Source organism: Nocardia sputi (genome assembly GCF_023501985.1).
In genome coordinates this window covers 320,416-339,487 of record NZ_JAMFLC010000005.1, presented here as the reverse complement: position 1 = coordinate 339,487, position 19,072 = coordinate 320,416, and the positions used below count along the sequence as shown (strand labels likewise).

Genomic DNA, 19,072 nt, shown 5'->3' with positions numbered 1-19,072 from the left:
CGGCAGCCGCCTACGCCTGCAGTGCGGCCTGGAAGCGGCGCATTCCGTCGAGCCAGCGATCGTAGTCGGAGCCCTTGTGGCGGTACATCTTCAGCACCTCGGGGTGCGGAAGGATCAAGAAGCGCTCGTCGGCCACCCCGGTCAGCACGACCTCGGCGACCTCCTCCGGGGACAGCACCGCACCCGCGCTGGTGACGGCCTTCACCGCGAGTTCCGCCTCGGCGGCGTGCTCCGGCGGAACCAGGCCGCCCTGCAGCAACCGCGTGTCCACGCCCATCGGGCACACGCAGCTCACCCGGACCCCACGGTCGCCGTAGGTGACCGACAGCCATTCCGCGAACCCGACGGCCGCGTGCTTGGACACCGCGTAGGGCGCCGAACCGAGCTGGGTGAGCAGCCCCGCCGCCGACGCCGTGCCGACGAAGTAGCCGCCGCCGCGCGCCAGCCATCCGGGCACCAGCATCCGCGCGGCGCGGACGTGCGCCATCACGTTGACCTCGAGCGCGGCTGCCCACTGCTGGTCGGTGCTGTCCAGGCCCGCGCCGCCGCCGATGCCCGCGTTGGCGAAATACAGGTCCACCGGCCCGAATTCGGCCTCGGCGCGGTCGATCGACTCGCGGATGACCGCCTCGTCGGCCACATCACCACCCACCGCGACCGCACCCGGCCCCAGAGACTCCGCCACCCTGGCCGCACTCGCACCGTCCAGATCGGCCAGCACCACGCGCGCGCCTGCCGCGACGAGCCGGGCGGCCAACGCCGCCCCGATCCCCGCGCCCGCCCCCGTCACAATGGCCACTTTGCCCGAAATCTCCATTCCCGCACCCTAGCGGGACATCGCGCTGTCCCGGAGCCATCGCGGCCGCCGCGAGCCGCGTCGGGGAATCGGTCGCGCGGTGTAACCGGGCGGCCCGGAAGTTCGAGCCGACGCGCACAACCCCCGCTATCCCACTCGTCTACTTGGCGAACGGCGACGACTCGAACCTCAGCACAGTCGAGGTCAGGGGCGTTCACCCCGAGTTCGCCAGGCGATCGAGCAGCGGTGCGGTGCGCGGACCGACCAGCTCGCGCATCACCAGCGCCATGTTGGTGCGCTCGACGCCGGGGATCTTGAGGATCTGCCCGGCGATGCGATACAGGTCGTCGGCGTCGCGCGCGACCACTCGCACCGTCAGATCGGTGAGTCCGGTCATGCCGCACACCTCGGTCACCTCGGGCACCTCGGCGAGTTCGTCGACCACCGAATCCAGCCGGTGCTGGTCGACGACGACTGCCACGAACGCGGCGAGCGGATAACCGAGCGCGCGCGGCTCGACTCGACGCTCGAAGCTGCCGAGCACGCCACCGGCCTCCCAGCGGGACAACCGAGCCTGCACGGTATTGCGGGACAGGCCGAGCCGCGCGGCCAGCTCGACACCCGTTGCCCTGGGATTGGCGACCAGCTCCAGGAGCAGCCTGGCGTCGGTGGCATCCAGGCTCACGGCGACGTTTTCTCTGGTCATACCACGCAGTATGACATCAGCCCGCCAGTCGCAATTGAGCATTCTGCCCATCCATCGGCCGACCGCTTGCGCAGTTCGCATTGAGGTGGATGCTGTGAAGTAGGGCACATTCCGGTGTGTCGCTACGGCCTGGTGAGGAGGCGATCGTCCATGCCCGGCAAGTCCGAGTATCCGGTTCAGTTGGTGCAGCCGGATGGTCGCCGTGTCCTCGATCCAGCGCATGCCGCGCTGGTCACCGACATCGGGCCGCAGCAGCTGCGGGCGTTGTACGCGGACATGGTGGTCACCCGGCGGATCGACGTCGAGGCCACCGCGCTGCAGCGGCAAGGCCAGCTCGGCCTGTGGGCGCCCCTACTCGGACAGGAGGCCGCCCAGGTCGGCTCGGCGCACGCGTTGCGTCCCGACGACTACGTGTTCTGCAGCTACCGCGAAACGGCGGTCGCCTACTGCCGCGGGGTGCCGCCCACCGATCTCACCCGGCTCTGGCGCGGAGCCGCCCACCATTGCTGGGACCCGCGTCCGGTGAACATGACCAACCCGAACATCGTCGTCGGTTCCCAGGGCCTGCACGCGACCGGTTACGCGTTCGCCGCGCACTTGGACGGCGCCGAGATCGCCACCATCGCCTATTTCGGCGACGGCGCCAGCAGTCAGGGCGATCTGGCCGAGGCGCTCGGATTCGCCGCGAGCTGGAGCGCGCCCGTGGTGTTCTTCTGCCAGAACAACCATTGGGCGATCAGCGAACCGGTGCGGGTCCAGAGCGCGACACCGATCGCCCACCGCGCGTACGGATACGGCATGCCGGGCACGCAGGTCGACGGCAACGATGTGCTCGCCGTGCTCGCCGTGACCAGACAGGCGGCGGCCAGGGCGCGCTCCGGCGGCGGCCCGTCGTTCATCGAAGCGCTCACCTACCGGATGGGTCCGCACACCACCGCGGACGATCCCACCCGCTACCGCTCGGCCGCCGAGACCGAGCAGTGGGCGCGGCGCGATCCGATCGACCGTGTCCGCAGGCTGCTCGAGCACGAAGGGCACTGGGACGACGCGTTCGCCGCCCAGGTCGCCGAGCGTTCGGACGCGGTCGCCCGAGCGGTGCGCGGCGCGACCATCGGCATGCCCGATCCGGCGCCGAGCGAGCTGTTCGACCACGTCTACACCGCTCCGCACCCGCTGATCACCGAACAGCGGAGGGCATACGCGCAATACCTGGCCGGTGATCCCGGCGGGCACCGCGCACCAGCAGAAGGAGTCCCGCGATGATCACCACCTTCGCCGCCGCGCTCAACACCGGCTTACGCCGCGCGCTGGAGGACGATCCGAAGGTCTTGCTGATGGGCGAGGACATCGGCCGCCTCGGCGGCGTATTCCGGGTGACCGACACGTTGCAGAAGGACTTCGGCGACAACCGCGTCATCGATACGCCGCTGGCCGAATCCGGCATCATCGGAACGGCTTTCGGCATGGCGCTGCGGGGCTACCGGCCGGTGTGCGAGATCCAGTTCGACGGCTTCGTCTATCCCGCCTTCGATCAGATCGTCTCGCACGTCGCCAAGATCAACTATCGCACGCAGGGAAAGGTCAACGCGCCGTTGACCATTCGCATCCCTTTCGGTGGCGGAATCGGTTCGGTCGAGCACCACTCCGAATCACCCGAAGTCTATTTCGCGCACACCGCCGGGCTGCGCGTCGTGACACCGAGCAACCCCTCGGACGCGTACTCGATGATCCGCCGGGCGATCGCGTTGAACGACCCGGTGATCTTCTTCGAGCCCAAGCGCAGGTACTGGGACAAAGCCGACGTCGACTTCGTCGCGCTCGACCGCGACGGCGGCCTGGCACTGGACCGCGCGCGCGTGTGCACCACGGGTTCGGACGCGACCGTCGTCGCCTACGGCGGCACCGTGGCGACCGCGCTGTCGGCCGCGCGGATCGCCGCGCGGGAGGGACGCGCACTCGAGGTGATCGACCTGCGCAGCCTGTCTCCGATCGATTTCGACACCATCGAGGAGTCGGTCGCGAAGACCGGACGGCTGGTCGTCACGCACGAGGCGCCGGTATTCGCCGGGCTCGGCGCCGAGATCGCCGCGCGAATCACCGAGCGCTGCTTCTACCACTTGGAGGCGCCGGTGCTGCGCGTCGGCGGATTCGACATCCCCTACCCCCCGGCTAAGCTCGAGAAACACCACCTGCCCGACCCCGACCGCATTCTCGACGCGGTCGACCGTTCCCTCGCCGCGTGAGGCGGGCTCGCCGTAGTGAGAGGTGCTCCCGTGGACAACTCGGCCCGTCAAGACTTTTCGGCGTCCGTGTTGGAATTCCGGTTGCCGGACCTCGGGGAGGGCCTCGCCGACGCCGAACTGGTGGCGTGGGAGGTGGCCGTCGGCGACACGGTCGAGTTGAATCAGGCCATCGCCGAAGTGGAGACCGCCAAAGCGGTCGTGTCGTTGCCGTCGCCGTTCGCGGGCCGGGTGGTGGAATTGCTCGCGCGGCCGGGCGACACCGTCGCGGTGGGGGCGCCGCTCATCCGCGTGGAGCAGGCGGCCCGGCCGGAAGAGACCACGAGGGAAACGGGCCGTGCGTCGGTCTTGGTGGGTTATGGCCCCGAAGAAGAGGCCACATCCCGGCGGCGGCCTCCCTCGGAACAACACCGCGTCTCGCCGCCCGCCGAGGCGGATACCGAACTGCGGGAACCGGAACGGCCGGGCAAAGCGCTCGGCGAAACCCGCCCGGCGGCTACACCCGCCGCACGAAAACTCGCTCGTGAACTCGGCATTGACCTGTGGTTCATCGCGGGCTCAGGTCCGGGTGGCGCGGTTACCCTCGATGACGTCCGCGGCGCGGTGCCCGTCTCCCAGCCGCGTCCGGTCGGACCGGCCGACGCGCCCGCCGGGACGGCCCTCCCGTCAGCGCGCGAGGAACGCACTCCGATCAGTGGCATCCGCAAGCGCACCGCGGCGGCGATGACGAACAGCGCGCGCACCATCCCGCAGGCCGGGGCTTTCGTCACCGTCGACTGCACCGCCTCGATGGAACTCCTCGACCACCTGCGCAGCACCAAACCGTTCGCGGGCCTGACCCTGACGCCGCTACCGCTGGTCGCCAAGGCCACGCTCGCCGCGCTGGCCGACCCTCCCGGCATGAACGTCTTCTGGGACGAAGCCTCCGGAGAAATCGTCACCAAGCACTACGTGAACCTGGGCATCGCGGTGGCCACCGAGCGTGGGCTGCTGGTACCGAACATCAAAGAAGCGCAGACCTCGAGCCTGCGCGACCTGACCCGCGAGATCGGCTGGCTGGCCGAGACCGCCCGCGCGGGCCGCGCGACGCCCGCCGACCTGCGCGGCGGCACCTTCACCATCACCAACGTCGGCGTCTTCGGCGTGGACGCCGGCTTCCCGCTGGTCAATCCGGGCGAGTCCGCCATCCTGTGTCTCGGCTCGATCAGCAAGCGGCCGTGGGTCGTCCGGGACGAGATCGCCGTCCGGTGGGTGACAACCCTCGGCGTCAGCTTCGACCATCGCGTGATCGACGGCGAGCTCGCGGCCCGCTTCCTCACCACCACCGCGGGATTCCTGGAAGACCCGCTCACCCTGCTCAGCCGCGTGTGACGCCGTCCACCCTCGGCGCTCAGTCCGTGACGAGCGCCGCCGCCGCAGTGCGGATGACCCCCGGGATCTCGACCGGCTTGCGGGTCTCGGCGTCCACGTAGACGTGCACGAAGACGCCGGTGGCGGACAATTCCAGCGCGCCGTCGGCCTCCCGGAAGATGGCCAGGTCGTAGGTGATGCTGGAGCGGCCGAGCCGGGAGATGCGCAAGCCGACCTGCAACTGGTCCGGGAAACTGATCGAGCCGAGGTACTGGCAGGAGGTCTGCGCCACCACTCCGAGCGCGGGCAACTCGCGGATGTCGGTTCCGGTGGCGTGCATCAACCACGCGTTGACCGCGGTGTCGAAGTACGAGTAGTAGGTCACGTTGTTCACGTGCCCGTAGTGGTCGTTGTCGGCCCACCGGGTCGGCACTGGCCAGAGCACCGGATACTGCTGCGTCACCCGGCCGACGATAGCTCAGTGGGAATGCGGCTGTATCCATCGAGCCGCGTGCGGGGCCCTACGTGGCTACGCAAGCTCCCTCCTCCGGGCCTGACCGCACGCGGCTGTATCCATCGAGCCGCGTGCGGGGCCCTACGTGGCTACGCGAGCTCCCTCCTCCGGGCCTGACCGCACGCGGCTGTGCCGGTGGTCGCGCGGGGAGACGCCGAAGTGCCGCTTGAACGCGGTGCTCAGCGCGAAGGCACTGCCGTACCCGACCTGACGGGCGATGGCCTCGATCGTGGCGTCGGACTCCTGCAGCAGGTCGGCGGCCAGTGCCAGCCGCCATTCGGTGAGGAAGGCCATCGGCGGCTCACCCACCAGGTCGGTGAACCGGCGCGCCAGGGCGGCCCGCGACACCCCCACCGCCTCGGCCAAGCCCGCGACCGTCCACCCGTGCGCCGGATTGTGCTGGAGCAGGCGCAGGGCTCTGCCGACCAGCGGGTCACCGTAGGCGTGGTACCAGGCGGGCGCGTCGTTGCGGGCGAACCAGGCGCGCAGCGCGGCGATCAGCACCAGATCCAGCAGGCGATCCAGCACGGCGCTCTGGGCGGGCTCGTCCTTGGTCACCTCGTCGACCAGGATGTCGAGCACCCGGCTGTCGAAGTCGTCGCGCTGCAACACCAGCGCGGGTGGGAGCGCGCGCAGCAGGCGCTGGCTGGCCGCGCCCGCGGACTCATAGGTGCCGGTGACCATCAGGGTCGCTCCGTGCGGATCGGTCCCCCACTGCCGGACACCCAAACTGAGTGTTTCGCAAAGAATTTCGCCGTCCGGCGTCTTCGTCACCTGGCCGGGATGGATGACGATCTGCGGTTCGGTGGTCGGGTCGTCGGCCACCGTGTACGGCGCGGGCCCGCGAAAGATCGCGACATCGCCCGCGCCCAACTGCCGCGGCGCGCCCTGATCGGTGACGATCCACCCGCCGCCGCGGATCATCGACAGCACGGTCAGCGGCGCCTCGTCCTCGATGCGCAGCGACCACGGCGGATTCAGCAGCGAGCACATCAGGAACGCGCCGCGAGCGCGAGGGCCTTCGAGCAGACTGGCGAGCGCATCCACGCCTCCAGAGTAGACGATCACGCATGATCATGAGCCGCTGAACCATGTTCCGTCTCAGCTGCGGCGGATGTACTTGGATCCATGACAAACACCACCACTGACCACCACCTCATCCTCGTGACCGGCGGCACCGGCAAGACCGGCAGCCGTGTCCTCACCCGGCTCCGCGCGGCCGGGCATCCGGTCCGCGTCGGCTCGCGAGCCGCGGACATCCCGTTCGACTGGGCCAACCGCGGCACCTGGCCCGCCGCGCTGACCGGCGTGCGCGCCGTCTACGTCGCGTTCCAGCCGGACCTCGCGGTCCCCGGCGCGCCCGAGGTAATCCGCGCGTTCGCCGGGGCCGCCGCGCAAGCAGGCGTGCGCAAGCTGGTGCTGCTGTCCGGGCGGGGCGAGCCGGAGGCCGTGCAGTGCGAGCAGGCCGTGCGGGACTCGGGCCTGCACTGGACGATCATGCGCAGCAGTTTCTTCGCGCAGAACTTCAGTGAGGGCGCGTTCACCGATTACATCCTGGCCGGGGAACTCGCACTGCCCAATGGCAGCGTGCCCGAGCCGTTCGTGCACGCCGACGACATCGCCGACGTAGCCGTCGCCGCGCTCACCTCGGACCGGCACGACGGCGAGATCTACGAACTGACCGGGCCGCGGGCGATCACCTTCGGCGAGGCGGTCGCGGAGATCGCCGCGGCCACCGGGAGGCCGATCGCCTTCGTGCCCGTCTCCCGAACGGATTTCGTCGCCGGACTGACCGAATCCGGAGTTCCCGCCGACGTGGTGAGCCTGCTCGACTACTTGTTCGGCACGGTGCTCGACGGGCGCAACGCCGAGCCGGGCGAGGGCGTACGCCGTGCGATCGGCCGCAGTCCGAAGGATTTCGCCGACTACGTCACGCAGACGGCGGCCACCGGAATCTGGAATGTCCCGGCCGCATGAGGCGTTGAGAAGATAAGCGGGCTCGCTCGCGGACGCGACGCGCAATGCCGAGCGTCACGCACGGTCGCACGACCAGGTCGACGACGCCCTGGACCGGTTCCGCGGGCGAGGCCGGCCGAAACGGACCATTTATCGGTACCGTCGAAGTGGTGTTGAGCCCGACGGTCGATCGTCCGATCCGCGTCGCGCGCGCCGCGGTGTTCACCGTTTTCGCGTTGAACGGCTTCCTACTCGCCATGTGGGTGGTGCACATCCCGGTGGTCATCGACCGCACCGGGATCTCGAAATCGACACTGGGGATGTTCATCCTGCTGATGTCCGGTGCGGGCATCGTCGGGATGCGGCTGGCGGGTCCGCTCGCCGATCGGTTCGGCAGCAGGACGCTGGTCGGCGCGGCCGCGTGCATCGGGTCGGTGGCGATGATCGGGCCCGGCCTGGCCACCGGCCCGTTCACTTTGGCGCTCGCTCTGATGTTCTTCGGCTTCGGCAACGGAGCGCTGGACGTGTCGATGAATACCCAAGCGGTACTGGTCGAGCGGGCCTACCGGCGTCCGATCATGGCCGCCTTCCACGCGCTGTTCTCCGGCGGTGGCTTGCTCGGTTCACTGCTCGGAGCCGCCGCGCTCCGGGCGGGCTGGGATGTGCGGGCGACCCTGACGCTCGCGGCGCTCGCCTGTGTCGCGCTGACGCTCGCGCTGGTGCCGCGGCTGCTGCGGGAAGTCTCCCCCTCCGCGCACACGGCCACCCACGGTGTCGCGTCAGTGCACGCGACCGAGCTCGACGCCACGCCGCTCGGCCACGACGCGATGACACCCCGGCACGAGGCCGCCGGGTCCGGGCACGACGTCACGCCGACCGCGTACGACGGGACGGCGACGGCACAGCCGCTGGACCGACCTCGCGATGACAAGGCAGGCGGGCAGGTGAACGCCCGCGATCGCGCCCGAAAAGTTCTCGCTCTGGCGGCGATCGCCTTCGCACTGCTCCTGGCCGAGGGCGTGGCCGCGGACTGGAGCGCGTTGCAGATGCGCGAGCATCTGGGCGCCGACGCGGCGACCGCCGCGCTGGCCTTCGGCGCCTTCTCCACCACGATGACGATCGGGCGTTTCGGCATCGACCGGGTCAGCCACGTCTTCGGCCGGGTCGCGGTGGTGCGCTACGGCTCGCTGATCGCCGCCCTCGGCTTCGCGGTGATCATCGTCTCGCCCTGGATTCCGCTGACGCTGCTGGGCTGGGCAATGACCGGGATCGGACTGGCCGGTGGCGTACCGCAGATCTTCACCGCGGCAGGCAATCTGGGCTCCGGCACAGCCGCGACCGACATGTCCCGGGTGTTCAGCGTCGGCTACGTCGGATTGCTCGCCGGTCCCACGGTCATCGGCTGGCTCACCGCCGTGGTGTCGCTGACCACGGCCATGGTCGTACCGATGGTCGCCATACTGCTCTGCTGCTGGTTCGCGAGCGTCGTCGCCGAGCCCGGTAGGCAGGCGGCCTGACCGCCTCGGTGCCTCGCGGCTCGACCATCGGCACTCACTCGATGGCCGAGCCCCGACTTCCTCGACTATCCACGAACCGCTACTTGGGCGGCGCCAGGCACAGGGTTATCGGCTCGGGCTTGGGGTAGACGATCGTGTCGTTCTCGGTCGCCTTCGCTCCGCACGCGGATTTGTCCGCGGTGCCGCGCACGATCCGGCCGATCTTGAAGTCCGCCGCCGAACCACACGCGACCTTCGTGCTGGCGCCGAGGAAGCCGCCGTCGATACAGTCGCCCTCCTTGACGTTCAGCCGCAGGCACAGCGTGTAATCGTTGCTGCCGGTCTGGTAGTAGCTGGCGTAATCCTTGGTCGGGCAGTCCGCGTTCGAGCCGTCGAGCCGTTGCGCCACGACGTAGTTGGCTTCCGGATCGGAGCATTCCTTGGTGGCGAACTCGGCTTTGATCGTGGTGCCCGACAACTTCGCGCACTGACCGATCTCGATCTTCTCCCCGTCCGAGCGGAACACGGTGCGGGCCCCCACGACCAGCAAGCCGAGCACCACGACGACACCGAGTACGGCCAGGATCTTGCCGACGCCACCGCCGCCCCTGTTCTGCCGCGGTGGTGGCCCCGGCGGCGGGAACCCGCCACCCGGGTAGCCCGGCTGCTGCGGGAAGCCACCCTGCGGCGGATAGCCCGGCTGGCCAGGGTATCCGGGCTGGGGGTAGCCCTGAGGCTGCCCCGGGTAACCCTGTTGCCCCGGAAAGCCTTGCGGAGCGGGACCGGGCGGCTGCTGTGGGTGGCCGGGCGGGCCTGGATTCGGATAGTTCGGTGGTGTGGTCATGGATCCCCTCCCCGGGTCTCGCGTGGTTCCGTGCGCACAGCGCGACGGGCGAACCCATGGAATCTAGCCGATCGGTATGAACACCGCCGTGCGAGATACCGCGTGGTTCTTTTCACTCACTCGTAATGACGCGCGCTGCAAAGGTTCCGCTCAGCCGAGCCCTTCCGGCCGGTTCACAGATACAGTCCCGGACTAACCGTTTTCTCGGTGACGGAGTCGATGCGGGCCTCGCCGTCGCGCACCGCGACGAGTTCGGCCAACGTCGCTCCGTCCGGATACGCGCCGGCCTCGGAGCGCTGCTCCCGGTCCAGCCAGGCCGTCGCCTCCGTGCCCGACAGCCGCCCGATCTCGATTCGCGCCAGGCACCGGCCCGGCCGCGTCACCGCTGGGTGCAGGCGGGACAGGTCCTCGTTGGTGGTGATGGCGACGAGCACGTCCCTGCCCTGGCCGAGCATTCCGTCGGTCAGGTTCAGCAGCCGCGAGAGTCCCTGCCCCGCAGCCTCCTTCGCCTCACCGCGGATCAGCTCGTCGCAGTCCTCCAGAACCAGCATCCGCCAGCGGGGCGCGCCTTCGTCGGGGTTGTCGACACCCGCGGCCACCTCCATCAGATAGCCCGGCTTGCCGAACATCACCTCGGGGTCGAGCACACAGTCGAACTGGCACCACGCGCCCCAGGCCCGTGCCAGTGCGCGCAGTGCGGTGGTCTTCCCGGTGCCGGGAGGCCCGTGCAGCAGTACCAGCCGGCCGCGCACGTCGTCGGCGGTGATCGCCATCAGGCGATCCATCGTGGCGGCCACCTCGCCGGCGTAATTGCCGCGGATCGAGGACCACTCGGGCGCGGAGATGGAACGCGAACGCCGTTGCGGGCCATGGGTGTGCATGTGCCAGAAGCCCATCTCCACGGTGTCGCCCGTCTCCGGCGGCGCTGCCGCGTCGCGCACGGCCTCGGCGAGCAACTCGTCCGCGAGCGCGTCGGTGACGGCGGTGACCTCGACCATCGCCGAACCACCCGACCAGCGCACCGACCGCAGCGACCAGCCGTGCCCGACCACGAGCGTGGCCCCGCTGTCGTTGTCGCGCACCGTGCGCACCACGCGGCCGCGTGCGGGACGCAGCGGCGCGTCCGGCCGCACCCGCTCCAGATGCGCCGTGCGCGCGCACGGCTGATCGCCGCGCAGGAACGGATTGAGCGCGAGGGCATCGATCGCGTCGCGAATCGAGTAGGTGGAATCGACCGTGACGGTCCACGGCAGCCGCTCGGCGGGATCGACCGAGGGCTCCCCGGGACCGATCAACCGAAGGGGCTCATGACGTGCGGACACTCCGAGAATGATCCGGGGCGGCCGACCGCGCTGTCCATCGAATTACGAAAGCGCCCCTCCACCGGAAGTGGAGAGGCGCTTCGCGCGAAACCTCTGGCCTACAACGCCTTCAGTTCCTCGGTGACCGCTCCGACGGACTTCTTGGCGTCGCCGAACAGCATGGAGGTGTGGTCGGCGTAGAACAGCGGGTTGTCGATGCCCGCGAAGCCGGAGTTCATCGAGCGCTTGAGCACGATCACCGACTTGGCCTGGTCGACGTTGAGCACGGGCATGCCGTAGATCGGGCTGGAGGCGTCCTCGCGGGCGGCGGGGTTGGTGACGTCGTTGGCGCCGATCACCAGGGCGACATCGGTGCGATTGAATTCGCCGTTGATGTCGTCCATTTCCTTGAGCGCGTCGTAGGAGACCTCGGCCTCGGCCAAAAGCACGTTCATGTGGCCGGGCATCCGACCGGCGACCGGATGGATGGCGTATTTGACCTCCACGCCCTTGGCCTCCAGCAACGACGCCATCTCCTTGACCGCGTGCTGCGCCTGGGCGACGGCCATGCCGTAGCCCGGGACGACGATCACCTGGTTGGCGTACGCCATCTGGATCGCGGCGTCCGCGGCGGAGGTGGCCTTGGCCTGCTTCTGCTCACCACCGGAGGCGCCCGGCGCGGTCCCGCCGCCACCGAAACCGCCCGCGACGATGGCCGGGATGGACCGGTTCATCGCCTTGGCCATCAGGTTGGTCAGGATGGTGCCGGACGCGCCGACGATCATGCCCGCGACGATCATGGCGGTGTTGTTCAACGCCAGACCCGCGGCCGCGGCCGACAAACCGGTCAGGGCGTTGAGCAGCGAGATGACCACCGGCATGTCCGCCCCGCCGATCGGCAGCACGACCATCAATCCGAGCACACCGGCGGCGAGCAGCAACAGCACCATCCACCACCACGGCGCGCCACCATCGGCGGCGCCGATGCCGATCACCACGGCGGCGACCACGGCGACGACGAGCAGCAGCAGGTTGAGCGGCTGCTGCAGCTTGCCGACCCCGATCGGTTTGCCGGGCAGGATCTCCTGCAGCTTGCCGAAGGCGATCAGCGAGCCCCAGAACGACACCGAACCGATGATCGCGGCGAACAACGATCCGACGATGATGTGCACGGTCGGTTCCTCACCGTGCTTGAACGCGGAGAAGCCGGTGGTGTCGAGGAATTCCGCCCACGCGATCAACGCGACCGTGCCGCCGCCGACGCCGTTGAACGCGGCCACCAGCTGCGGCATCGCGGTCATCTTGGTGTAGCGCGCGGGCGGCACGCCGAGCACGACACCGAGCACGAGCCCGGCGACGATCAGGATCCAGTTGCCGGTGTCGCGGACCGCGATCAGCGTCGCGACCACCGCGAGGCCCATACCGATCGCGGCGATCCAGTTGCCGCGCACCGCGGTCTTCGGTCCGGTCAGGCCCATCAGGCCGTAGATGAACAGCGAGAACGCGATGATGTAGAGGATGTTGACGAGGTTGTCCATGGCTTACTTCCCCGCCTTCGCAGAACTTTCGGCGGCGACCGGCTTCTTGCCCTTGAACATGCCGAGCATGCGGTCGGTGACCACGAAACCACCGACCACGTTCAAGGTTCCGAAGACCAGCGCCACGAACAGGATGATCTGGATGCCGATCGACGGGTCGTCCATCTTGCCGAGGGTGACCAGCGCACCCAGCACGACGATGCCGTGGATGGCGTTGGTGCCCGACATCAGCGGCGTGTGCAGCGTGTTCGGGACTTTGGAGATCACGGCGAAACCGACGAACCCCGACAGCACGAGGATCGCGATATTCGCCAGCAGTTCGGTATACATCAGTTCTCCACCTTCGCCTCGGTCGTCTCCGCCACCTCAGCCGTATTCGTTCCCTCGGTCGACTCCGCGACCTCAGCGACAGTCGACTCCGCCGCCGCAGCGGCCGCGGGCGACTCCACCGTCTCGGTCGCGGCGGCCGATTCGGTCGCATCACGAGTGACGCAGGAATCAGCGAGCACCTGATCGCTGAAATCCGGTGCGAGCTCGCCGTCGACCAGCATCAGTTCCAGCAGCGCCGCGATGTTCTTGGAGTACAACTCGCTCGCGTGCTCGGGCATGGTGGCGGGCAGGTTCAACGGCGAGGCGATGGTCACCTCGTGCTTCACCACGGTCCGGCCGGGTTCGGTCAGCTCACAGTTACCGCCGGTCTCACCGGCCAGGTCCACGATCACGCTGCCCGGTTTCATTCCCGCGACCGCTTCGGCGGTCACCAACCTGGGCGCGGGACGCCCCGGCACCAACGCGGTCGTGATCACCACGTCGAAGCCCTTGATCGCGTCCTCCAGAGCCTGCTGCTGAGCGGCCTTCTCCTCGTCGGTGAGCTCACGGGCGTACCCGCCCTCACCCGCGGCATCGATACCCAGGTCCAGCCACTGCGCACCCACCGACCGCACCTGATCGGCCACCTCCGGCCGCACGTCGTAACCGGTGGTCCGCCCGCCCAGACGCTTCGCGGTCGCGAGAGCCTGCAGGCCGGCGACGCCCACACCGAGCACCAGCACCGTCGCGGGCTTCACCGTGCCCGCCGCGGTGGTCAGCATCGGGAAGAACCGCGTCGACTCCGACGCGGCCAGCAACACCGCCTTGTAACCGGCGACGTTCGCCTGCGAGGACAACGCGTCCATTACCTGCGCACGGGAGATCCGCGGAATCGCCTCCACGGCGAACGCCTGCACCCCCGCCGACTTCAACGCGGCGATCTGATTGTCGGCGTTGCGCGGCGCGAGGAATCCGATCAGCGTCTGCCCCGACGACAGCTTCGCGACCTCGGCGTCACTGGGCGGGGCCACCTTCACCACCACGTCCGCCGACCACGGATCACCGATCGACGCGCCCACCTCCACGTAGGCTTCGTCGGGGATCAGCGCACCCTGCCCGGCCCCGGACTCGATGACGACCTCCACGCCCTGCTTCAACAGCGACGGAATGATCTTCGGCACCAAAGCGACACGTCGCTCGCCCGCGTTGGATTCGCGGACGACACCGACACGCGCGCCGCGCGGCGATGGATCGCCTACGCTCTGCGTTGTCTCCACTTGTCAGACTTCCTTCTCTTACTGAGCTTCAGGCAACGGGTAGACGTCCGGACGATGTTACCGCTGAGTAAGTTCGTCCAAATCCTCGCCACTGTACCTGGCCCGCGGTGAGCCTAGCTGAGATGCCCGTCACACACGCCGGACGAATCGCGCCGGTAAGCCGGATGTCCCGGTCGCCTCGGAGCGCGCCGCCCGCCGCCGAGCAACGAGTTGCTCGTTTTCCTTCTCGATGTGTGATCGTTGTCGCCGCCGGTGAACACAGCAAGACCGTACGAAGAAGTTCGTTACCAACCTCGAGGTTCGATACCTGGTCTCGGCCTCGCCGGGACGGGCGCGGTGACCCGCGTCATGCCGATCGCCCGTCCGGGCTGTTCCGGTCGGCTCGTACGCCGTATGGTCCAGCGTGTGAACGACTGCGTCTTCTGCCGCATCGTGGCGGGCGAGGCACCGGCGGCGAAAGTGTACGAGGACGACACGCTGTGCGCGTTCCTCGACATCCGGCCGGTCGCCCGCGGGCACACGCTGGTCATACCGAAACGGCACGCCGCCGAACTGGAGGACCTCGACGCCGAACTCGGCGCGCAGATCTTCCGGGCCGGGCATCGGCTCGCACTGGCCATCCGGCGCAGCAGCCTCGCCGCCGATGGGGCCAATCTGGTGCTCAACGACGGCACCGCCGCCTTCCAGACCGTCCCGCACGTCCACCTGCACGTGATCCCCCGCCGGCATGGCGACACGCTGAAGTTCGCCAAGGGGTTTCTGCTGCGTCGCCCGCACGACCCCGTCGCCACCGCCGCGGCCATCCGGGGCGGCATCGCGGCATTGGACAACGAGGGCGAAGGCCCGGAAAAGGAAACCGACGGATGACCGAGACGCTGGACCGCACCGTGCTGATCGACCTGTTGTCCCGGCAATGGGGCGCGATCGACGCGCTGGTCGCTCCGCTGGACGAGGACCGTTGGCGTACTCCGTCGTCGCTGCCCGGCTGGACGGTGTTCGACCTCGTCGCCCACGTCATCGGCACCGAGTCGTGGCTGCTGGGTGATCGCCCGCCCGCGCACGACCCGACCAGGGCCAAGACCGACGTGCGCACCCTCCCCTACGTGCGCAACGAGACCGCGGTGCTCAACGAGATCTGGGTGGACCGGCTGCGCCCACTGCCCGGCGCCCGGCTGCTCGAGCTCTATCGCGACGTCGTGGACCGCAGGCGTGCGGCGCTCGCCGCGCTGGGCGATGCCGAGTGGCAGAAGGAAACGGTGTCGCCGATCGGGCAGATCACCTATGGCCGCTTCATGCGAGTGCGGTTGTTCGATTGTTGGATGCACGAACTCGACATCGCCGACGCGCTCGGGGTCACGGTCGAGGAGGGCGGCCTACGCGGCGAACTGGCATTCCTCGAGTTCGGGCGCAGCATCCCGCGCGTGGTGGTCAAGAAAGGCGGTGCGCCCGACGGCGCCCGGATCACCTTCGCGCTGAGCGGTCCGCTGGCCAGGACGTTGCACATCCAGGTGGCGGGCCGGGCGAGCTACGTGGACGCCTTCGACGAACCGGCTACGGTCGAGATCGGTCTGGACTCGCGGCTTTTCGTGCGTCTCGGTGGCGGCCGGACGACCGCCGAGGAGCACTGGGACGAGATCACCATCGACGGTGACGCCGAACTGGGGCAGCGCGTCATCCGCCACCTGGCCTTCACCATCTGACGCGATGCGACTCTTCCTCTCCAGCTACCGATTCGGGGCGCACTACGACCGGCTCGTCGCACTCGCGGGCCCGCCGGGCCGGGTCGCGGTGATACCGAATGCCTGCGACGCCTGGCCGGAGGCGTGGGCGGGCGCGGTGACCAGCGACGTGACGCCACTGCGCCAGCTCGGCTACACGCCGGAGGTGCTCGACCTGCGCGAGTACGCCGGGCGGGAAGCCGAGCTGGAGCGGAAGCTGGCCGAGTTCCCGCTGGTGTGGGTGCGCGGCGGCAACACGTTCGTTCTGCGCGCCCAGTTCGCCCGCAGCGGAGCGGACCGAGCTCTTCCCCGGCTGCTCGCCGCCGACGCGCTGGTCTACGCCGGTTACAGCGCCGGGGCCTGCGTACTGACCCCGGACCTGCACGGCCTGGAGTCGGTGGACGACCCCGGCGAGGTCGCCCCGGCGTGCGGAGTGCAACCGCGGTGGGATGGCCTCGGATTGGTCGACCGCCGGATCGTGCCGCACATCGATTCGGCCACCGACCCCGAGGGTGACTGCACTCGGCTCGCCGCCCGTTACCGCGCCGAAGGCGTCGCGCACTGGGCGCTCACCGACGAGGACGCGATCGTCGTCGACGGCGCGCGCACCGAAGTGCTGATCAATCCAGCGAGGTCATGAACGGAGGGGTGGCACGCAGCGCTTCGACTCACGTCGCGTCAGGTGCGAGCGCCGGTTCCGGCTCGGCGGCCCGGCGGAAGACCACCCAGCGCATCGCGCTGTACATGTAGACGGCTTCGCACGCGCCCGCCAGCAACCGGGACAGGTGGTACTGCAGGCCCAGCGCGGTCAGTCCGCTGCCGACGCCGAGGATGAACGCGAGGTAGTTGACCACGACCACCACCACATACACCGCAGCCTGCCTGCCCACCGGCGCGTGCGAATGGAAGTTGAACGTGCGGTTGAGCACGAAGCCGAGCCCGAACGCGCACACATAGGCCACGGTCACCGACAGCCACACCGGCAGATCGAACCACCCGTGCAAGATCGTCAGCAGGGCCAGGTCGACACCGAAGGTGCCGCTGTTGATCAGCCCGAAACCCAGGAAGGTGGGCGGCACAAGACGGTTCAGCCCGAACGGAAGCCGGTCCACGACGGCCTCGCACCAGTGGGTGAACCGGTCGGCGATCGTGTCGGCGGTCTCGGACAGCTCATGCACGCGACCAGGGTGACAGCGGCAGGTGTCCGTCAGATGAGCGGACGGCGACCGGCCGGTGGCTCAGCCGGTCTCCCTCGGTCGCACACGCGCAGCAGTCGGCCGGTCGGCGGAAATCGGGCGCGGGGCGCTAGCGTGAAGGTTGTGGACCTGGATGATCTGATGGCGGCTCTCCCCGACGGCACGGTGCTCACCGACGCCGACCTGCTGGCGGGCTACCGGCAGGACTGGGCGCGCGATCCCGAGGCGGGAACCGCCCTGGCCGTGGTACGCGCCACCAGCACCGACGACGTGGCCGCGACGCTGCGGTGGGCCACCGCGCAGCGCGTCCCGGTGATCCCGCGCGGGGCCGGATCCGGTCTCTCCGGCGGTGCGACGGCCGTCGACGGAGCGATCGTGCTGACCACCGAACGGATGCGCGCGATCACCGTCGACCCGGTGACGCGCACCGCCGTGGTGCAACCCGGCCTGCTCAACGCCGAGGTCAAGCGCGCGGTCGCGGAGTACGGCCTGTGGTACCCGCCCGACCCGTCGTCGTTCGAGATCTGCTCGATCGGCGGCAACGCCGCGACCAACGCGGGCGGGCTCTGCTGTGTCAAATACGGCGTGACCACCGATTACGTGCTCGGCATGCAGGTCGTGCTCGCCGACGGCACCGCCGTGCGACTCGGCGGTCCCCGATTGAAGGACTCGGCCGGCCTGTCGCTGACCAAGCTGTTCGTCGGCAGCGAGGGCACACTGGGCGTGATCACCGAGCTGACCTTGCGGCTGCTGCCCGCGCAACCGCCGCAGAGCACGGTCGTCGCCAGCTTCGCCACGCTCACCGCGGCCACCGAGGCGATCCTGACCATCACCGGCGAACTGCGGCCGTCGATGCTCGAGTTCATGGACTCGGTGTCGATCAACGCCGTGGAGGACGAGTTGCGGATGGGATTGGACCGGCAGGCGGCCGCGCTGCTGGTCGCGCGCTCCGACGCACCAGGCGAATTCGCCCGGCGCGAAGCCGAGATCATGGCCGCGGCCTGTGAGAAGGCGGGCGCGACAGAGGTTTTCCACACCGAGGATCCCGACGAAGGAGAGGCGTTCACGGCTGCCCGGCGTCTGGCGATTCCCGCCGTCGAAAAGCTCGGACCGCTATTGCTGGAGGACGTCGGCGTGCCCCTGCCCCGGCTCGGTGATCTGGTGAGCGGCGTCGCCGAGATCGCCGAGCGCAACGCGGTGACGGTGTCGGTGATCGCCCACGCGGGCGACGGCAACACCCACCCGCTGATCGTGCACGACCCGTCGGATGCCGACCTCACCGCGCGGGCGCACCGCGCCTTCGGCGAGATCATGGATCTGGCCATCGCCCTCGGGGGCACCATCACCGGCGAGCACGGCGTCGGACGTTTGAAGAAGGCATGGCTGCCCGAGCAGGTCGGCCCCGACGTGATGGCTCTGACCCGGCGCATCAAAGACGCGCTCGACCCGGACGGCATCCTCAACCCCGGCGCGATCCTGTAGCGCCACGCCGGAACATTCCCCACCGCCAAGGAGTTCTACCCGATCATGACGACCAGGCTCGAGCACAACGTCGCCGACACCCGTTTCGAGATCTACATCGACGACACCCTCGCCGGGTACGCCGACTACGCCGAACGCGCGGACCTGAAGGTCCGCGACTTCCACCACACCATGACCTTCCCCGAATTCCGGGGCCGAGGAGTAGCCGCCCAAGTCGTCGAATACGCCCTCGACGACTCCCGCAACGCGGGCTTCTCGGTCATCCCCACTTGCTGGTATGTGGAGAAGTACATCGCCGAACACCGGGAGTACGCGGACCTGGTCTCCTGAGCGACGCGCCGCGAGTTGG

The 19,072-nt window shown here is 69.2% G+C and carries 20 protein-coding genes; 10 read left to right on the top strand and 10 right to left on the bottom strand.

All coding sequences use genetic code 11. The annotated features are described in order from the left end of the window. Nucleotides 1-10: 10 nt before the first annotated feature. Nucleotides 11-817 (bottom strand): SDR family NAD(P)-dependent oxidoreductase, encoded by an 807-nt coding sequence (locus tag M8859_RS10835; RefSeq protein WP_159930373.1) that lies wholly within the window; start codon nt 815-817, stop codon nt 11-13. A 193-nt stretch (nt 818-1,010) separates the two neighbouring features. Beyond that, nucleotides 1,011-1,502 carry an Lrp/AsnC family transcriptional regulator gene (locus tag M8859_RS10830; RefSeq protein ID WP_159930374.1) on the bottom strand — a complete coding sequence of 164 codons (492 nt, stop codon included), beginning with the start codon at nt 1,500-1,502 and terminating at the stop codon, nt 1,011-1,013. Between the two features lie 150 nt (nt 1,503-1,652). Here M8859_RS10830 and pdhA point away from each other — a divergent pair, with 150 nt between their 5' ends. From pdhA to M8859_RS10815, 3 genes are read left to right on the top strand one after another with little or no spacing between them, the layout of a single operon-like run. Further along, complete coding sequence (gene pdhA, locus M8859_RS10825; protein ID WP_195139547.1) at nt 1,653-2,765, top strand: pyruvate dehydrogenase (acetyl-transferring) E1 component subunit alpha; 1,113 nt, start codon at nt 1,653-1,655, stop codon at nt 2,763-2,765. Continuing rightward, entirely contained in the window at nt 2,762-3,745 is a 984-nt protein-coding gene (locus M8859_RS10820) for an alpha-ketoacid dehydrogenase subunit beta (protein WP_159930376.1), read from the top strand. Before pdhA ends, M8859_RS10820 begins: the two co-directional genes overlap by 4 nt. A 30-nt stretch (nt 3,746-3,775) precedes the next feature. Beyond that, a complete protein-coding gene (locus M8859_RS10815) occupies nt 3,776-5,113 on the top strand; it encodes a dihydrolipoamide acetyltransferase family protein (RefSeq protein WP_249644165.1) in 1,338 nt (445 codons plus the stop codon). A gap of 19 nt (nt 5,114-5,132) precedes the next feature. On the opposite strand, the gene M8859_RS10810 is transcribed toward M8859_RS10815, so the two are convergent. Beyond that, on the bottom strand, nt 5,133-5,555 hold the full coding sequence (locus M8859_RS10810) for an acyl-CoA thioesterase (protein ID WP_249644164.1): 423 nt from the start codon (nt 5,553-5,555) through the stop codon (nt 5,133-5,135). A gap of 132 nt (nt 5,556-5,687) precedes the next feature. Beyond that, nucleotides 5,688-6,653 (bottom strand): AraC family transcriptional regulator, encoded by a 966-nt coding sequence (locus M8859_RS10805; protein WP_249644163.1) that lies wholly within the window; start codon nt 6,651-6,653, stop codon nt 5,688-5,690. Between the two features lie 81 nt (nt 6,654-6,734). Between M8859_RS10805 and M8859_RS10800 the strand changes: the two genes are divergently transcribed. Both M8859_RS10800 and M8859_RS10795 read left to right on the top strand, forming a co-directional pair. Further along, nucleotides 6,735-7,583 carry an NAD(P)H-binding protein gene (locus M8859_RS10800; protein ID WP_159930379.1) on the top strand — a complete coding sequence of 283 codons (849 nt, stop codon included), beginning with the start codon at nt 6,735-6,737 and terminating at the stop codon, nt 7,581-7,583. 149 nt (nt 7,584-7,732) lie between these two features. Continuing rightward, nucleotides 7,733-9,079 (top strand): MFS transporter, encoded by a 1,347-nt coding sequence (locus tag M8859_RS10795; RefSeq protein WP_249644162.1) that lies wholly within the window; start codon nt 7,733-7,735, stop codon nt 9,077-9,079. Nucleotides 9,080-9,158: 79 nt separating this feature from the next. Here the strand turns inward: M8859_RS10795 and M8859_RS10790 are convergent, their stop codons facing one another. From M8859_RS10790 to M8859_RS10770, 5 genes are all read right to left on the bottom strand, one after another. Beyond that, the gene (locus tag M8859_RS10790; protein ID WP_159930381.1) at nt 9,159-9,902 is read right to left on the bottom strand and encodes an LppU/SCO3897 family protein; all 744 of its coding nucleotides are present in this window, start codon (nt 9,900-9,902) and stop codon (nt 9,159-9,161) included. A gap of 173 nt (nt 9,903-10,075) precedes the next feature. Continuing rightward, nucleotides 10,076-11,224, bottom strand: a complete 1,149-nt coding sequence (locus tag M8859_RS10785; RefSeq protein WP_236565762.1) for a DUF5925 domain-containing protein — start codon at nt 11,222-11,224, stop codon at nt 10,076-10,078. A 98-nt stretch (nt 11,225-11,322) separates the two neighbouring features. Continuing rightward, a complete protein-coding gene (locus M8859_RS10780; protein ID WP_159930382.1) occupies nt 11,323-12,741 on the bottom strand; it encodes an NAD(P)(+) transhydrogenase (Re/Si-specific) subunit beta in 1,419 nt (472 codons plus the stop codon). A 3-nt stretch (nt 12,742-12,744) separates the two neighbouring features. After that, nucleotides 12,745-13,071 carry an NAD(P) transhydrogenase subunit alpha part 2 gene (locus M8859_RS10775; protein ID WP_159930383.1) on the bottom strand — a complete coding sequence of 109 codons (327 nt, stop codon included), beginning with the start codon at nt 13,069-13,071 and terminating at the stop codon, nt 12,745-12,747. Beyond that, the gene (locus tag M8859_RS10770) at nt 13,071-14,327 is read right to left on the bottom strand and encodes a Re/Si-specific NAD(P)(+) transhydrogenase subunit alpha (protein WP_159930384.1); all 1,257 of its coding nucleotides are present in this window, start codon (nt 14,325-14,327) and stop codon (nt 13,071-13,073) included. Before M8859_RS10770 ends, M8859_RS10775 begins: the two co-directional genes overlap by 1 nt. 405 nt (nt 14,328-14,732) lie before the next feature. Here M8859_RS10770 and M8859_RS10765 point away from each other — a divergent pair, with 405 nt between their 5' ends. Genes M8859_RS10765 through M8859_RS10755 form a run of 3 tightly spaced genes read left to right on the top strand, consistent with a single transcriptional unit; the run spans nt 14,733 to nt 16,685 of the window. Beyond that, nucleotides 14,733-15,194, top strand: coding sequence for an HIT family protein (locus tag M8859_RS10765; protein WP_195071604.1), 462 nt, complete (start codon nt 14,733-14,735; stop codon nt 15,192-15,194). Beyond that, nucleotides 15,191-16,027 (top strand): maleylpyruvate isomerase family mycothiol-dependent enzyme, encoded by an 837-nt coding sequence (locus M8859_RS10760; protein ID WP_159930386.1) that lies wholly within the window; start codon nt 15,191-15,193, stop codon nt 16,025-16,027. The genes M8859_RS10765 and M8859_RS10760 overlap by 4 nt, the downstream gene beginning before the upstream one ends. A 4-nt stretch (nt 16,028-16,031) precedes the next feature. Then, nucleotides 16,032-16,685, top strand: a complete 654-nt coding sequence (locus M8859_RS10755; RefSeq protein ID WP_159930387.1) for a Type 1 glutamine amidotransferase-like domain-containing protein — start codon at nt 16,032-16,034, stop codon at nt 16,683-16,685. A gap of 28 nt (nt 16,686-16,713) precedes the next feature. Here the strand turns inward: M8859_RS10755 and M8859_RS10750 are convergent, their stop codons facing one another. Then, nucleotides 16,714-17,223, bottom strand: coding sequence for a GtrA family protein (locus M8859_RS10750; RefSeq protein WP_195071606.1), 510 nt, complete (start codon nt 17,221-17,223; stop codon nt 16,714-16,716). Nucleotides 17,224-17,382: 159 nt separating this feature from the next. On the opposite strand from M8859_RS10750, the gene M8859_RS10745 reads away from it, so the two are divergent. Beyond that, nucleotides 17,383-18,723 (top strand): FAD-binding oxidoreductase, encoded by a 1,341-nt coding sequence (locus M8859_RS10745; RefSeq protein ID WP_249644178.1) that lies wholly within the window; start codon nt 17,383-17,385, stop codon nt 18,721-18,723. Between the two features lie 45 nt (nt 18,724-18,768). Further along, complete coding sequence (locus M8859_RS10740) at nt 18,769-19,053, top strand: GNAT family N-acetyltransferase (protein ID WP_195071607.1); 285 nt, start codon at nt 18,769-18,771, stop codon at nt 19,051-19,053. Nucleotides 19,054-19,072 lie beyond the last annotated feature (19 nt).

What these genes read in the sequence shown, in the direction of transcription:
- M8859_RS10835 (WP_159930373.1), bottom strand. Translation starts at nt 817, where the DNA reads ATGGAGATTTCGGGCAAAGTGGCCATTGTGACGGGGGCGGGCGCGGGG.
- M8859_RS10830 (WP_159930374.1), bottom strand. Translation starts at nt 1,502, where the DNA reads ATGACCAGAGAAAACGTCGCCGTGAGCCTGGATGCCACCGACGCCAGG.
- pdhA (WP_195139547.1), top strand. Translation starts at nt 1,653, where the DNA reads ATGCCCGGCAAGTCCGAGTATCCGGTTCAGTTGGTGCAGCCGGATGGT.
- M8859_RS10820 (WP_159930376.1), top strand. Translation starts at nt 2,762, where the DNA reads ATGATCACCACCTTCGCCGCCGCGCTCAACACCGGCTTACGCCGCGCG.
- M8859_RS10800 (WP_159930379.1), top strand. Translation starts at nt 6,735, where the DNA reads ATGACAAACACCACCACTGACCACCACCTCATCCTCGTGACCGGCGGC.
- M8859_RS10790 (WP_159930381.1), bottom strand. Translation starts at nt 9,902, where the DNA reads ATGACCACACCACCGAACTATCCGAATCCAGGCCCGCCCGGCCACCCA.
- M8859_RS10780 (WP_159930382.1), bottom strand. Translation starts at nt 12,741, where the DNA reads ATGGACAACCTCGTCAACATCCTCTACATCATCGCGTTCTCGCTGTTC.
- M8859_RS10775 (WP_159930383.1), bottom strand. Translation starts at nt 13,071, where the DNA reads ATGTATACCGAACTGCTGGCGAATATCGCGATCCTCGTGCTGTCGGGG.
- M8859_RS10760 (WP_159930386.1), top strand. Translation starts at nt 15,191, where the DNA reads ATGACCGAGACGCTGGACCGCACCGTGCTGATCGACCTGTTGTCCCGG.
- M8859_RS10755 (WP_159930387.1), top strand. Translation starts at nt 16,032, where the DNA reads ATGCGACTCTTCCTCTCCAGCTACCGATTCGGGGCGCACTACGACCGG.
- M8859_RS10745 (WP_249644178.1), top strand. Translation starts at nt 17,383, where the DNA reads ATGGCGGCTCTCCCCGACGGCACGGTGCTCACCGACGCCGACCTGCTG.
- M8859_RS10740 (WP_195071607.1), top strand. Translation starts at nt 18,769, where the DNA reads ATGACGACCAGGCTCGAGCACAACGTCGCCGACACCCGTTTCGAGATC.